The organism is Prevotella pectinovora, assembly GCF_000834015.1.
Lineage (GTDB): Bacteria > Bacteroidota > Bacteroidia > Bacteroidales > Bacteroidaceae > Prevotella > Prevotella pectinovora.
In genome coordinates this window covers 23,158-39,401 of the sequence record NZ_JXQI01000068.1, presented here as the reverse complement: position 1 = coordinate 39,401, position 16,244 = coordinate 23,158, and the positions used below count along the sequence as shown (strand labels likewise).

The following is a 16,244-nucleotide window of genomic DNA, read 5'->3' as shown; positions in this document are numbered from 1 at the left end:
TGAACGTTATTTCAATTCATGTATCGTACTGTAAACAGGATAGTATATAAGAGCATGAGCCACATCAATGCCTTTATGACGTAATGCTTCTGCGTATGCTGATAACTGTGCATAATGAGTAGTCGTGTGCTCATTGAGTGCTACACCGCCAAAAGTCTTGTAGTCAATCAGAACGCAATGATGGCCTTTATCGTCTGTATAGAACCACAGCAGGTCCATTTCTCCCCGAAGATGCTGGCCAGTAGGAAGAGTCATCTCAAACGGATATTCGTTGCAGATACTGTCTCCCTCGGTTTGAGGAAAGTGCTGCTGCAACTGGTTGTATAGCCAGTAGGCAGAACGAAGAATAGCATCCACATGCCCAGCAAGTATATCTGACAGCCCATAACCGCCGATGATGCTCAATGCTTTTTTACGATTGTCTTCGTCATGTCCTTGTCGATAGATGGCAAAGATGTCATGGATACACGTTCCGATGGTGGCGTAGTTGTCCTTATTCCAGCCTTTTGTTTCGATAACGGTACCTTTTTCTTTCCATGACTCGTGACTGAAATATCCGCTGAATTCCTTTATCTTGCTTGGAGAAAGGAATTTTCTTTCTCTTTCGTTATGAGCAATAGGTTTCTCGATGATAGTGTATGTTTGCACCATGCTATCTTCTTTAGAATCTTCTGGCTTGCTTATGCTTATCGGAGTAACTGCATAGTCAGAATTTCCCCAAACATTGTCAGAAGAGGGTGATTCGACACCGGCATTAGTAAGCCAATCGAAATTTCCCTTGTATCCGAAGGTGTACAGGTAATCCTTGGCACGCGTCATTCCAACATATAGCAGTCGGCGTTCTTCCGATTTAGTTCGTTCCTTGAGTTTCTTGTAGAATTCCAGCTCGTTAATGTTGTCCTGTAAGGTTGCCGTAGGATTATTATTGAATGAACTAAGAGTGAAGGGGAAAAAGTGCAGATAATACTCCTTGGCAAATGGGTCTTCCTCTGTTGCATTGTCATTCATAACTACCTCACGTACTTTCATGAATGATTTCTTTGTGAAGTCTGCATCTGTCAGAACGTTCTCGCCAAGACCATGCATGACAACGACCGGCCACTCTAATCCCTTTGAACCATGATAGGTGAATACCTTAACGGTGTCTGACTTGTTGTCTTTCTCTTTGTCAGGCTCAATGCTGTTAAGATAATAGATAAAGCCGCTGATGGACGTTCCTAGTCCCATCTGAAGACACATCTCGTCATAGTCATCAGCAAGGTGTTGCAATGTAGAGAGGTTCTGACGGCGTACCTGCTCGTCTCCCCATCGTGCAGTAAGAGACGGAATGTTACTCTCATAGATTATGGCTTTTACCATCTCAGGTATGGAGAGATGCTGAATACGCTCTCCTTGCTTTAGCAAGTCCTTAACGGAATCCAAGTCCTCTTGCCAGTTGTCATTGGCAGTATCGAATTCTCCTTCAGAATCAATATGTTCCAAGACATAATCTATACGATTACGAAGGATTTCTTCTGTAGTGTTGCCCCATAGCAGACGCATAAGATTTGCAAAGACATGTTTGTTCTTCGGGTCTTGCATAAACTGAAGAAGGGTAACGACAAGCTGAACCTCAATGCGTTGCATGATAGCATCCTCAGCTTCAGAGACGGGAATGCCATATTTGCGGAGAGCCTTGACCACTTCCTTACATGCTGAATTCTTACGACACAATATGGCAACGTCATGCGGTGAGATTGCTGTTGCGGGTTCGTCACGCTTTCCGCTGTGAACTTGCATTTTGCTATCAAGTAATTCCTTTACTTTGAAGGCTAGTGCGTCAGCCGCATCTTGCTGGTTCTTGATGCTATCACCACATTCCCAATGAACGATAGCATTGGAGCTGAGGTCATCTTTCTTGAAGTGGGCATCGAGCTTTATGCACAGTTTATTAATACCATCATTCTTGAAAGGCTCATAGAATACAGCATTTACTAGGTCGACAAGTCTCTTTCTAGAACGCCAACTCTCCACAAGACGTCCTGTTGCAAGATTGCGCGGACCTTCCTCTTCATGGATTTCTGCATCATCATAGAATGTGAAGTGGTCTGCTACAGAATTTACAAGGTCGGTATCGGCTCCACGGAATCCATAGATTGCTTGCTTAGGGTCGCCTACCCAGTACGAATGTCCGTCGGTCTCAGCAATAATCTCAGACAGTTTGTTGAAAATCTTGAGTTGAATTGGGTTGGAATCCTGAAACTCATCAACCATTACCAGACGATAGTGAGAACGCACATAGTCCTGTACTTCTTCATAATCAGTCAAGAGACGTAAGAAGATTTGCTCCATGTCATTGTAAGAAATGATATGGTTATTTCGTTTGTAGGCTATGAAATCGTCGTGCCAAACTTTAGCTAGACGGAACACAGATTTTACGAATGGTTCGAGAATGGCGAGTGCATCGACAGATGTATCGGCAACGGATAGCTGGTCTTTTAGATTTGTAAAGTTAGTACAAGCTTGTTCTGCAGCTTTTTCGCAGCAAGGAGTTTTCATCAATGTTTTTACACGAGTGAGCCAGTCTTGGTCTCTTTTTTCATGAAGAAGTTTGGCAACTGCGTCATAATGTTCATGCGCTTTGGTTCCTGAGCGTCCGTCATCAAACTTTGTCGCACAGAAATTACCATATTCTTTTAAGGCAGAAGCGATGAAATTATAGTCGACAGGGGTTCCCGTATAAACAGCTCTCAGTGTTTCAATACTCTTCTGTGTACTTATATCAACAACGTCAACACCATAGTACTCCATCTTTTCAACCACGGAGTTGAGATGCTGCTGCCAAAAGAGATGGTCGGGATGATTGGAAGAGTCAAGAATGTCGAAGAAATCACGGAACTTGCGAAAGTTGTCCAAATCAGACTTATGTTCAGGCATACTGGCAATACGAGCTAGTGACTGGCTCATATAAAAATCCTCGTCACGCTCTGAAATTGTTTGAATGTCAGCACCATATTCCAATAAGAACCAGAACTTCTTGATGAATCCAAGAGCTACAGAGTGAACTGTCCCTATAGCAGCACAGTCCATCTGTGAAGCAACTTCCATATTGTCAGTAGACAGAATCTGCTGACGTGCCTTCTCCTTGAACTCTGCTGCTGCCAATTCCGTAAAGGTCGTAAGAATAACCTCTGAAGGCTTTACCTCTTTTTTTGAAAGTTTCTCTGCCAATATCTTTGTCAGAGTGTATGTCTTGCCGGAGCCTGCGCCAGCATTGATGTATGTTACGTTTCTCATTTCAGTCGTCCTTTAAGTATTGCGTGTGAAGTTGCTATCTCGCATGGCTCTTTCTTCTCATCTTCGAAAGATAACTTTTTAGAGGGGTTGAATACATGCTCAGATTCTTTAGTAACAGATATGAGCTGTTTGGATTTTCCCCGCCCCGTTGTCTTCTCCGTCACAGACAATGGGCAGAGTCCCAGTTCTTCCTCTTTTGCATGATAGCAATTGTCAATGTCCTTTATGTCCACTGTTTCAGCCTCTTCGATATGACCACGTCGTATCTCATCCATACGGAATGCATAAGAGTTTTTTATCTGTTGGATAAGAGGTACTATTATATTGGCAGGATCTACATGCTTAATGAGTTTGCTACCACTAATCTCATCATAATCGCTTGTAATGAGTTGCTTGCGTGGCATCATGTAGTAACCTACAGCTGCAACATCCTTACCAGTATACATCTGTTTTACCGCTTCACGATACAGTTCAAGCTGAATTGCGGTATTCTCTTCAAGTTTTTTGCCATAGTACTGGCTGTACGACCACTTGAAGTCGAAGATTACATAACGACCACTAGCGTCGTTGAGGAGGAAGTCAATACGTGCACCGAAGTCCCCGATGGTTTTTAATTCCAGTTTTTTCTGGCTGTATTCGTCTGGTATAGACACCTCACATCCTACAGGGGTAAGATTCAAGTGCTCCATAATGTCTATAAGACTGAGCATGCTATCCTTGAGGTGGATGCGGAACTCACCGAGTGAAGATGTATTCTCTAGCAGACGCATGATGAGGCCTGTAGCATCGATGGAGTTCTCCAGTCGCTGGTCAAACTCGTCTTCAGTTAGTTGGCGCATCAACTGAAGGTCAGACTTACCATCATCAATGATATGTTCGAAGAAGTTGTGAGCGACAAGACCGAGCGTGATGTGAGTGTTTTTCAACTGTTCCTCATTTGGCTCATTGAGCTTTGCTACGTACTGCACAACATAGTTGAACGGCAATTGTATGAGGGTATCAAGAGAGGAATTGCTTTCTTTTCGCCCTTTATAGTCTATCGCACCCAACTCCAGTGCTGCAACCGGTGCGAACCTATCCACATCTGCAGTCTTTTCCGTTGTTTTTACCATTGGGAACAAAGAATTCCTGTCACAAGTCGGCAGTTTTCCGGCTGTATGGCGGACTTCCGCAATCATGCTGTGTTCTCCGAGTCGTGTAGTTCCATTGTAAGCAGAGTGCACAAGGATTACAGTATCTGCTTGTGAGAGAATGCGGAGATGCTCCTTGCGTGCGGTTGAGAGATGATTGGCGAAACCCGGCAACTTGACGCCATGACCGCAGAGATACTCCTTCTCGTACTTTGTCAGGAAATCGTATGAGTCATTCTCGCCATCTTCATCCTGACAGTCAAGCCAAAGGATTGTCTTTGCAGGTGTAGCTACCTGTCTTATATCATTCACTACGCAAAACGCTCCGTTTTCTGTCTGGTTTAATGCGTAGTTCATAGGTCGATAAATCTGAAGTACGAGTTTCTCAATGTCACTATACTGAACTATTTCTCCAGAGAGACTTTGCAAAGAAGTCTTGAAGGACGAAATGAAGGTCTGCAATTCATGCAACTGTGCCTTTTTCTCCTCGGCAAGATCAACATCGGCATAATGTCCGATTGCCCACTTGTTAAGAGAGTCAAGATAGCCCATCAGTTCATCCTTGCTGATGCCATCAGCATAGTCATTACGGATTGGGGAAAGGAATGCCATCTTTTTCGCTCTGGCTTGCGGAGTGGCTTTTCCTTCCTTGTTGACAAATTCGAACTCATGAATGGTCTGCTCCCATTCATCACGTACTTCTCCATCCTCTCTCTTTGTTTTATTACCGAAGCCTCCATGCTGAAGGAGCATCTTTGAGAGCTTGTATCTCAGAGCACCAGGTATAGGGCTCATGGGTAACTGGAGATAGGAGATGAGGTTCTGTATGTTCAGAGGACGAGAGAAGATGCTCATCCCCAATTTGAAGAATTGCAGCAACTGCGGATTCGTCTGTGTGAGCGATGAGTGTACAAGCGGTTTGTCCCATGTGTAGAGGATATGATTGAGGAGCACATTGTCGCGGTTGATGACCACACTATCCTCAGGCATAGACTCTATCTGAGCGAACCATTCGTATGCATCGTTGATGTCCGGAAAATCCACGACCTTCACCTTTGAAGTGTCGAGTTTTGCTTGTTCCTCGTTTTCAAGAACCTTCTTTGTTACCTTGACTCCATTCTTACTAATAGAGTCAAGTGTGTCTTGGACAATGAATGGTATCTCACTCCAAGGGCAATCTACCACAATTTCATCCACACGGTCGCTGAGCATATCTGCAGATTTGTAAGCATCCCGAACTTTTACCCAAGCGTCCGCTATGCCACTTGAATGGAAGCTTTCCTCGATGGTTGCCAAAATAGTCAACTTCTTTGCTTTCTGGTCGTCACATGCGCCGTCCCAACCTGCCATTATCAGATTATCACGCCAACCAAGTAGCTTGCCTGCGACACCAATCTTATCAACATTGAAAGCGTTTTCAAACATGGTGCCGCTGATGCATGGTGTCATGGCGTTAAGATATTCTGCTTCACGCTCAACGTCAGACTTGACTTCTGTATGCAAGCCAGCTCTTAATTCCAACTGCTTTAACAGTCCCGTAGGACCTACATAGGTTATACCCATAAGATCCGTATGGCTATTGACGAAAATCTCTCCGTCGTAGTGTGTGCTGAAATGTATTGTCATCGTGGATTGTATTTTAGAATTGAACCTTTTCTCCAAGTATATAGATGCATTTGCTATTAAGCAAGTCAGCATCGATGGCAGGGGACGTGCCTTCCTTGAGACATCGGCGGCAGATAGTGAGAATCTTGCCCATACCGTTGGCTCCGTGGTAGATGCCGTTGTCATCAGGCCAAGCAGCCCAGACTTTGTCTCTCTTGATTACTTCAATAATGATGCGGTCATCTGGCATGGAGAGCAGATGTTTGCGGTATGCCTCGTTTCCGAGGCACTTCTGCCAGACGCACCAGAGCATCCACTGGTCACGGAAGGTCTCGTAATCGGCACGGCGACGTTTCTTGTATTTCGAGCGCTTGTATGATGCAGCTGCGTATCCGCTCTTTGCAGTAAGTACATCTTCTTGTATAGCCTTTGCATCTTCACCTTCCCAACTCCACTCTCCACAGAGATACAGGTACTCGACAGCTTTCCAGCTGTGGCCAAGACAGGTGAAAGGATATCCCATGGCTTGGTTGCCAAGATGGAGTTCTATGCCGTCGCAGGTGTCATGGGGATGTGAATATGTAAGTACCTTCAGAGCCGTTGAATCTATAGCGGATTCCTTGGTGATGTCTTCAACGGTAATTGAGTTGTTATACTGAGCTTCACGGTTGATTCCATCAGTATCCAAAGTGGCTTGACTTAGAAATTGAGTAAAGCTTAATGCGTTATCTGGGAGAGTGTACTCCAACTTGCCGTTGTCGCGGAGTTCCATGAGGAGACGACCAAGAAGATTAGGGCCGACGTAGATGTCATTCTGGAGTTTGACGCCCCAGGTGTCGGGATTCTTCTTGGTAAAGGTGCTCTGGTCTTCAACGATGTACTTGCCCTTACTGTCTTCAAGCGCCTTACGGAACTCCTCATTCTGCTGGTATTTGAGAGTAAGGCAGAACTTCATGGCATCAACGAGCATCTGTCCCCAGTCTTCACGCTGGAAGCCCTCGTTAAAGAGTCGCTTGGCGGTCATCTTAGGGTTGCCCTTCTTGCCGTATACTTGACGCACTGCCTCGGAATCAATGAACTTCATGGTCTGATAGAGACGCTCAGAGGTTTCGAAGGTAACACCTTCTACAGTGATTGGCGTGTGGAAAAAGTTGGAAAAGATACCCCAAGGTTCAGTAATCTTGTGGATTCGTACGCACTCTGATGCAGGATACGTCTCAATGGAATAGTACTGCGGATAGTACTTCTCAATGAATTGGCAGATACTAGATTTACTCATGTGTCGAACTGTTTTTAGTGGGTGCAAAGGTACGTAATTGCCAAGATAAAAGCAATTTGCATATACGTATATCGACACTTATTCAAGTTTAACGAGCGTTTCCGACCCAGGAACAAGATGCTTCTTTGCATCAAGCTCGATTTTCTCAATCTTTAGAATCTTGACCTTTTTCTCATTGACTATTGCCAAGTCTATATTTTCAAAAGGTGGCTTCCAAATAAAAGGCTGTGCCATCATATCAACCCCGATACTGTCAAGGAGGTTCGCCAAAGCAATTTCACCAATATAAGGAGCACTGCCGAACATCTTCTTAATCGATTCCTGTACACCAACCAGTCTATTGGCTACATACTTTCTGAAGTATTTTCCTTCAGCTATAGCCTCCACTGGGATGTCTTCTCCCAGTTTTTCCTTAACCCGACTTACGATAGACTCGGACACTGGACATGATGGACTTTGCCAAAGACAATTGTACTCGGTTTTATCGGGTCCTTCTACTGTGTAGACGTAGTAATCTTTATTTTCTGGTCTTTTCTTGTTAAAGGCATAATGAGCAGCCCTTTCGTAGCGGGAAGTGAGGTAAACTCCATAGCCGAACTTCACCTTACCATCACCCTCAAGAGCGTGACTGAGATCGAAGGATTTGAATAGGACGGAAGAACCGTGATAGTATATTGCCATAAATCAGTTTGATGGAAAAATGGGATTATTATTCTGCAAATTTACTGTTTTCTTTTCACAATCCATCATTTAAATCTCTTAAAGAGATTCTTTATCAAAATTTGGCTCATTTTTCTATTTTTTGTAACTTCGAAAGACGATTTTTTCGGTTTTTTATCGGTCAATACAAGGCACATAGTCTAACTTTATTTTACCCTTGTAGCTTTCTGCTGATATGATGATTTCTTTTTCCATTCTGTTCTTCGTTATTTGCCTGACTCAATTGTTGTCTTGATGTTCTTTATTTGCCTACTTACAGGGTCTGCTATACTTTTTAGTGTCGACCAGTGGACATGGACTGGATTTGCATCCCTACTTCCATAATGCTGATGCTTGCCACTCGCAGGACAGTAGGCGGTCAGTTCCCAATACCCACCAGCACTAACATGACCGGCAAACTGGTAGATGAAGGCTGTTTCTCCAGATTCAGGACAAACAAACTTGAACTCATCGAATTCCCAACAGCGTACGAGTTCTGCTACGGTCACATCCTTGTTATAAACACAAGCACCAAGACCACCAGCACTGAAATGTGTTATCTTCTGAGCGAACTCAGTTGGGTTGGCAAGTATCTCAAGTCTATGATTAAACACGTTTTCGATAGTCATCTCTTTCTTTGATTCAGCATTGTCTTGCCAAGAACCAAAGATGAACTCGCGGATAATGTTGCTATCATAACTGGTAATACCTACCATATCTGCTATGGAATTGTTGTAGTATGTATCGTACAACTCACGGATTTTCTTACACTTTTTTGAAATCTCCTGCACCTTGTCATTGAAGGTACGACCGTCTATTTCATTCTTAAGCTGGAGGCGCAACACATGTTTCTCGTTTTGCAGCAGTTGCAGTTGTTCGCTCGCTTTGTCACCACGTTTCTTGCATTCTTCCTTAAAAGCGGTGAGACGGTCAATGTTCGCCTTAATGAAGACCTCTTTGTACTGCACCTTCAAATCTTCCACATGTTTCTTCTGGAATTTCTCCTCACGGTCTAACTCCAGAATGTGTTCTTCTGTTGCCTTAATGTCTTCCGCAATACGCTTTGCTTCAGCAATGTAGTCTTTCTGTTCTTCCATTGATAACAAATGAATAAGATTGATTTTCAAAGTGCAAATTAATATAATTATAGGGAGAAAGGCGATTGTGACATACGTATAACAATGACTCTTGTCAGATTATGAGCTTATTTACAGGGTAATCTACATCATCTGCTCTCTTTTCGGAATTGAATGTGGTGCAATAGAGTTCACGGATGGCAGCGTTGATTCTCATGACGACACGATTGGATGGAAGTAGCGGGCAACATATTACACGTTTTTTCTTGTATGAATACTGCACTACGGAGAATGGCTCGCCGGAATTATCGTCATTGAGGAGTTGTCCCATGGAATAATTGTCACCCGTCAGAAAGTACTGCTGTCCATCATCGACAAGTGTGTTACGCAGTTCCGGTATCATATCGTTGATACGGTTAATGGTGTTGATGATTGCGGGTGCGCATCTGTCTACATCATTGAAATACACTCTACAAACGGTACTTGCACCGCTGATTTTGAACCGCATCAGAAAGTATCCATTCATGGATGGCACAGCCTGTCTGTTGATGAAGAAACTGATATGTCTTTGATGAAGATGCGATTCTACTTCTACCTCGAAATCCTGATGAAATTCAACCGACTTGATGATGGCTTCAAACTTCAGTTGCTTGATACGGATAAGATGACGCATCTTTTCCTCTTTGCGCTTTGCTTCCTCTCTTTGGCGGTCACGCTCATCGCGTATCTGTTTGCATTCGTCAACAAAGTCACTGAACTCGGTGTACCACAGTTCCATTGGAGGGTCGATATGCAGCGTCCGGCATTCGTCAAGTATCTCTACCTCAGTCGTCTTGTTCTCCCAGAAAGGATTGTCGTTTTCCAGAACCATCTTGCAAGCCTTGAGGTTGTAATACTTGATGCGGAACTTCTCAATCATCTTCTCATCGTCTTTCGCCCCTACCGACATCCAGTCTGAGCGGAACTGAAGCATAGCGGACTTCACACGTTCGCCAATCTTTGCCTGTTCCTTCTTGAGTTTGTCATCAGCCACCCATATGTGTTTCCACTTCGGGATGTCACGCTCCAGAGCAAGAATAAACTCAGATAACTGATGAAGGTCGCAAGAGGATATTTTGTTGAATGTCATCTGATATTCACTGTTGTAGGCTATGTTCATCTCCGAAAGATTATCAGGCAGTATTACCGACACGTTATAATATATTAGGCACACACACGAAGCCTCTTCCATGATCTTTATCGGTTGCGTAACCTTGCAACGAAGGACAGCGAGCAGTTCCTTGGCAGTATGTGAGTGTCCTTTCGTTTTGTCGGTAACAATGTCATTGAACAGACGCTGGACATTATCAGAAAATTCCTTAATCATATAGTGATTATTTGTAGGTTTTCAACGGCTTTTATGTTTTCTTTACGAGCAGTAAATCTTATTTGTGATTAGCGATGGAAACAATTGACTCAGTACTCGGTATCAAGAACAGGAGTATTCCCTATGGATAACTGAGTTCATGTGTGTTTCGTCAGCTTATATTTTCGATTACACAAACTCTTCCACTTTGTTTCATCCATTGCTCATGCTCCTTAAGTTCCTGCTCGGAGCGAAGCACCCAGCATAGAGGGGTGTGCATGGTTGCAGGGATTGTGGGCTGCGGTGCATAACCATCGGTGTAGATAAGTGCTCCGTCGTACTCTGAATGCTGCGCAACAAAATCGATAAACGGTTGGAACCAAGTACCACCACGGCCTGTCACCTTGATATTCTCAGAAGCTTTGACAAGAGTCTGCACCTCGCCAAGTTCTGTATCAAACTGCACCACATCAATCTGCTGTATGCCATATTGGAAGAATCGGTTGATGGTGGAGTAAAAATTCTGAAGGTCTGCCTTCGAGATACTCCCGCTGCAGTCAACACCGATAATCATGCTTGTGGTGAAGTCATAGCGGCTTCCCATAGCATAGAAACCAGAACGGCGGTTGGGACGCATACGGGTAAGCTTGCGCTTTTGCGAAAGTATGCTTGCACGGAAACCTGCCAGAATCTTGCGATAGTCAACACGAGCCTTGGTGCTTGCAACAATCTCTTCGACAAGTCCACCAGGCAAAGAGCCCCAGGACTTGACATCGCGGATGACTTCGTTGACTTGTGCTGCCATCAACTCATCTTGTTGCCAGTTCTTGGCCATGTCAGTATATTCTTTACCAAACCCTCCATCATTGCATTCGCCTTGGGGTTGAGAGTTTTCTTCGGAGTCATCCTCTTTTTGTCCTTGCCCGCCTAATTTCTGAAGAATCTTCTGTATGCAGCGGGCATAGAACTCATAGTGTCCGTTTGAGGGCAATTTGAAGTCTGACGGTTTATCTATTTCTATCTTCTGAAGGCGGTAGGAATCACCAATGACACAATTGCTTCCTAATGCTCTCGCTGTGATGCAACAGCCATCAGGCTGACGGTCATAAGGGTGTTTAAGCAAAATACGGATGACTTCAATGCGCAGACGTTCCTCAAGTTCCTTGTCTGTAATGTCTGCACACAAGTCGGGATTCACCTCAATGACACCTTTACCCACACGCACATGGCATTCCATTCCACTGTTTTCTGCAACACGATGGGTGCAGAAAACAGAGAAAAGTGCCTCTTCGCTGAGAAACCAGCGTTCAGTTATCTTGGATATTCGTTCTACCATTCGATGGATTGTTTGAAATGGGTTTAATGAAAAGGAGGGAATCAGAGTTTTTCGACAAACTCATTGAGCATATCATAAACCTCGGTGGCATTGACAACCATAAAGACTATTGCCTGCTCATAGGTGCCTTTCTCAAAGATGCTCGTGAAGTTGGCAAGTGCCTCCTTCTTCTTGTTCACACGGAGGAAGTCGATATACTGACCTAGGTTCTTGGCTGCAAGCGTCTTCTCACGCTCGTCAAGTTTAGCATTCTGAAGGAAACGGAATACAGACTCGTTGAGGATGGCAAACTCATGTAACTGATATTTCTCCACAGTCTTCATGGTTTTGTCGTACTTCAGCAGCAAGTCCTTACCAGTAATGACATTACGTTGCTGAGCACTACGGATGAAGGCTGCGGCGGCTCCCGCGCCTACAATGCCTGCTATAACGCGCTTGTGAATATCTTTGATTGTATCTACCTTCTTCATGAGGTCAGATACCTTCTTCCACGCCCGACGGTCAGCACTCTTGTCAAGTCCCTGATAGTCTCGTTTCTTGTCACCGCTGTCACCATCGAGCCACGTTGGATTGTCCTGAATGAAGTTGATGACACGATCGTCAAGACCTGCACCCACAGCCCAGTTGAGCCATTCCTCTACAGTTGGACGAAACTCATAGATATTGAAACGGCTCACGAGCGCAGGGTCAAGGTCGGTAAGCTGGTACTCATCGCCATCGTTGACTGCGGCAATGACACGGCTTCCCTCTGGAAGAACTTTGCCTGCCAGTTTACGGTTCAGCGTCAAGTCCATCACCGTCTGAAGAATTTCAGGACGGGCACGGTTCAGCTCATCAAGAAAGAGAACGATTGGCTTGCCGTCAATAGGAAACCAATACGGAGGAGTGAAGTCGGTCTGCGCTGTCACATTTCCATTTGCGTCTTTCGCTTCTACCTTGGAGGGAAGGCCGATGATGTCGCCCGGGTCACTCATCTGACCCAGGAAGAGTGCCACCACCTTCATTCCCTGACTCTGGAAATAGCTGGTGAGGATTTCTGACTTGCCAATGCCGTGCTTGCCAACGAGCATGATGTTCTGCGTCGAAGGGGTGAGTTCCAATGTTTCCTTGAGTTCGTTTGTGCTAATTGTTACTGCCATAATATGTTGTATGTATTCGTTTATAATCTTGTTAGTTGTTAGGACTTGGGCGAACAGAAATTTGTAAGGATGTTTTTTCTGTGTGCCTCGATAAGAATCTTCAGACTTTCTATTTGAGGGGGTAGTTTTTCCTTGTAGGTGCACCACCATGCATCAAGAAATACTCCGAGACGACCTTTAGGTAGAGTCACCCTTATTCGTGCCCTGCGTTTCTGCTCAATGATTTCATACTTGATGTCGGTATAGTCCTTCATTGCATCCGTGAATATGGCTCTAATGGCGAGGAGTGCCATGTGGTTACCTTTGGCTTTCTTGCATGCTTTGTTCAGGACGTCATTCCAACCTTCCATATACTTGTCTATGTTTTGTTTTTGGCGTATTATCCACATGGCAACGTCTTCTGCGCGGTAAGAATCGAGATACATGGTGGTTATGTTCTTCTCGTTAATGCAGACTTGCAGCGAAGAGTGGTTGGTCTCTGCATAGAGTGTACAATTAGGCGACAGTTTGACGACAAGTCTCTGTGTCAAGAACTTTTTTCCACTTGCCATCTTGAGTTTGAAGTCATCCTTGTCTATGACATTGTTGCCGATGAGGTTCATGTGAATGTCTGATGGTGACGGCCCTTTCTTAACAAAGGAGCGCTCTGTCCCTAGATCGTTCATCATATTCATCATGAGGAAAAGATCAAGAGCGTCATCATTGTTCTTGCCATCTTCCAGAACTCTGCGAATGTTGTTGTTAATCTGTTTGTTTGAGTACCTCATAAACTATATCGTGAATTGTCTTGTTTTCATTAAGTGGTGGGTTGGATAATATATACTGTCTTTTACTTTCATCCATGTTTATTAGCTATTATTCGTTGAGAATCCCACTATGGGCCTACGGTTTGACTCAAGTTTTTCCTGCTTGGTGAACTTGCGTATGGTGTCAATGTCGCTTTCCTTACCTGTAAGGATGTATTCCATTGTAGCCTTACGGGCTATGTTTTCAATCTCGCCACCTGTTACATCAAACTCATGTGCCAGCGACATCGCTTCCTTCACATCAAGGTTTTCCAACATAGATTGCCAGATATGAGCCTTAACTTCCGTGCCAGGTTTCTCAAACTTCACCTTGAAGATGAAACGACGCTCAAAAGCTTTGTCGAGGTTAGTGATGAGGTTCGTAGTCACAATCATGATGCCTTGTATTGTCTCCATCTCTTCAAGCAGAATGTTCTGAAGAGCATTCATCATTTGTTCTGTGCCATGTTCCACATTCTCTATGCGCTTTCCAAGTATGGCATCGCCCTCGTTAAGCAGAAGGATTGGTGTTACTTCGCTGTTTTTGCAGCATTGACGGTAATCTGAGAATATCTTCTTCAGCTTAGCCTCACTCTCACCAACATACTTGTCCTTGAAGTCAGTCACCTGAACCTGTATGATGTCACGTCTGGTCTGACGCGCTAATTCATAAACGGTGGCTGTCTTGCCTGTGCCAGGCTGACCGTGAAGGAGCACACACACACCAGTTCTCATGCCTTTGCTCTTAAGGCGTTCTTGTATGATTGGCAACTGTTCCTGTGAAAGTATGCCGCGAAGACGTTCAACCTGTTCTCCTTCTTCCTTATTATAAAAGAGAGCCTTGGCGGTGATATCTTTATAAGACTTGACTCCATCCATCTGCGGTACATGTTTATCGGAATGGTCGAGAGGACTGAAATCTGCAAGTATCTCATTCTTGAGATGTGACGTGGCAACATACTGATTAGTTTCTGCCATACCATTCACACACTTGTGCTCGATAAGGTTTTCTCGGAACAGAAGATGGGTCCCCTTCTGCATGGCATCTACAACCCTGCGGAAGTTTGGAGTACACTCTTGAGGATAGACAAGTTGAACATCACGTGGACCGATACCTTCTTCCTCTGCTCCATTGAAATTGGCGTAGTCACAAACGACAAGCATGAGCAGTGACAGGCTGTCAATGTCATTAAAACTGAGTGCCACCTTGCAAATGGGCAGCTCTGCATTAGCACTGACCATTTCGTGTAACCAGTATTTCTCGTCTTTGAAGACAAGGTTTTCATCGCGATAGTCTTTTGCCACATGCTCAGCAAGCCTATCCACGAACTCCTGCGTGCTCTCGCATTCAAGAACCTCGGGCTTAAATGGACGATTCTCGCGTATGGCACTCACCACACCTCTTGCCAGACAGTATCCGTCATAGACACCATCTGACTCCTCTGCTCCACGATGTAGAAGCCAACGCATACGGAACAGTTCCTCGATATCGTTATAATGGGTCATCATTGACAAACGCGAAAGGCCAAGTATCTTGCCCATTTGACGGAATGACATAGGTTTCCCTGCTTCAACAAGCATAGCGATAATAACGCATTGAATAGCGTTAAGACCAAGTTTATCAAACAGATAGCTGAAAGCTTCTGCACATTTAATGAAAAGCCCTCCTGTAAGCTGGCTTTTGGGTGATTCCTCATTGATGATGTTGAATGCCTTTACGATATTCCAGTCATCGTGTATAGGTAAATCCTTACGTTTGGGACTTTCTGTTGGTTCTTCTTCGTCGCCTTCGATATCGCCGAATTCGTCAATGAATTCATCATCAAGTTCCAAGTCGAGGTCTATAGGGAGGTCTTTCTTCATATGATATGGTAGTTGCTAATTGTATTGTTTTGAAATCGACTGCAAAGGTACGCTTTAATCTTCAGTAAATAAATTGTGGTATACGTATAAGCACCAGTAAATCATTTTTCGATTGATTGTACGAATGGGAGTATGACATCCCTGATGACAGCGTTAGTCAAACGATGCCCTCCATGGAATTCTATAATGTTAGGTGAAAAGTGAGACTCGAATTCTTCGCGGCAGTTGACGGTAGTGTCCTCGTCACCCAAAAATCCCCAACAATGATTCTTGTCCTCATCTGTGATATTGTCAAACATCTGCGCTTCCATATCCCGGAACTCATTTATGATGTCTTCAGTAATTGTAAACTGCGTTCGTCCATTGGCTGTAGGCTGGAAGTAATCCCATGTTCCGACCTTCATAATTTCTGATAGTTGCGACATGTGCAAGGCAGGATTGACACATATACGGTCATATCCCGTTATCTGCATGGCATACATGCCCCCATGCTCGTACCTATGATGAGATCTGCTTTGTTTTCCTCACAGTATTCTCGAAGGAAAGGCAGAGCCTCTCGTGGAGATACGGGGATGTCTGGGGCAAGGATAATGTACTCTGGCATTCGTTTTCTCAGCCTTGACACGAGTAGCAGTATGCAAGGAGAGCCTGTCTTGGTAGCGAAGGCGTTGTCTATCGCTATCTGCATAATTGCACAAAGGAGGAAACGCA

At 44.4% G+C, this 16,244-nt stretch carries 11 protein-coding genes; all 11 read right to left on the bottom strand.

The window, feature by feature from the left end; translation table 11 throughout:
- Nucleotides 1–6 precede the first annotated feature (6 nt).
- Complete coding sequence (locus tag ST42_RS10055; protein WP_042518483.1) at nucleotides 7–3,276, bottom strand: UvrD-helicase domain-containing protein; 3,270 nt, start codon at nucleotides 3,274–3,276, stop codon at nucleotides 7–9.
- A complete protein-coding gene (locus ST42_RS10050) occupies nucleotides 3,273–6,032 on the bottom strand; it encodes a PD-(D/E)XK nuclease family protein (RefSeq protein ID WP_197068939.1) in 2,760 nt (919 codons plus the stop codon). The genes ST42_RS10055 and ST42_RS10050 overlap by 4 nt, the downstream gene beginning before the upstream one ends.
- A gap of 13 nt (nucleotides 6,033–6,045) precedes the next feature.
- Entirely contained in the window at nucleotides 6,046–7,290 is a 1,245-nt protein-coding gene (locus ST42_RS13275) for an NADAR family protein (protein WP_052485454.1), read from the bottom strand.
- A gap of 78 nt (nucleotides 7,291–7,368) precedes the next feature.
- Nucleotides 7,369–7,971: a hypothetical protein gene (locus tag ST42_RS10040; protein WP_042518486.1), complete on the bottom strand. Its 603-nt coding sequence runs from the start codon at nucleotides 7,969–7,971 to the stop codon at nucleotides 7,369–7,371.
- Between the two features lie 245 nt (nucleotides 7,972–8,216).
- A complete protein-coding gene (locus ST42_RS10035) occupies nucleotides 8,217–9,086 on the bottom strand; it encodes a hypothetical protein (protein WP_042518488.1) in 870 nt (289 codons plus the stop codon).
- Between the two features lie 94 nt (nucleotides 9,087–9,180).
- Entirely contained in the window at nucleotides 9,181–10,431 is a 1,251-nt protein-coding gene (locus tag ST42_RS10030) for a hypothetical protein (RefSeq protein ID WP_042518490.1), read from the bottom strand.
- Nucleotides 10,432–10,582: 151 nt separating this feature from the next.
- Nucleotides 10,583–11,746 carry a VWA-like domain-containing protein gene (locus tag ST42_RS13270; protein ID WP_052485455.1) on the bottom strand — a complete coding sequence of 388 codons (1,164 nt, stop codon included), beginning with the start codon at nucleotides 11,744–11,746 and terminating at the stop codon, nucleotides 10,583–10,585.
- A gap of 41 nt (nucleotides 11,747–11,787) precedes the next feature.
- Nucleotides 11,788–12,885 (bottom strand): AAA family ATPase, encoded by a 1,098-nt coding sequence (locus ST42_RS10020; protein ID WP_042518492.1) that lies wholly within the window; start codon nucleotides 12,883–12,885, stop codon nucleotides 11,788–11,790.
- A 38-nt stretch (nucleotides 12,886–12,923) separates the two neighbouring features.
- Nucleotides 12,924–13,652, bottom strand: coding sequence for a hypothetical protein (locus ST42_RS10015; RefSeq protein WP_044073428.1), 729 nt, complete (start codon nucleotides 13,650–13,652; stop codon nucleotides 12,924–12,926).
- 81 nt (nucleotides 13,653–13,733) lie between these two features.
- The gene (locus ST42_RS13265; RefSeq protein ID WP_052488317.1) at nucleotides 13,734–15,533 is read right to left on the bottom strand and encodes an ATP-binding protein; all 1,800 of its coding nucleotides are present in this window, start codon (nucleotides 15,531–15,533) and stop codon (nucleotides 13,734–13,736) included.
- A 463-nt stretch (nucleotides 15,534–15,996) separates the two neighbouring features.
- On the bottom strand, nucleotides 15,997–16,221 hold the full coding sequence (locus tag ST42_RS13885) for a hypothetical protein (protein ID WP_156132485.1): 225 nt from the start codon (nucleotides 16,219–16,221) through the stop codon (nucleotides 15,997–15,999).
- Nucleotides 16,222–16,244 lie beyond the last annotated feature (23 nt).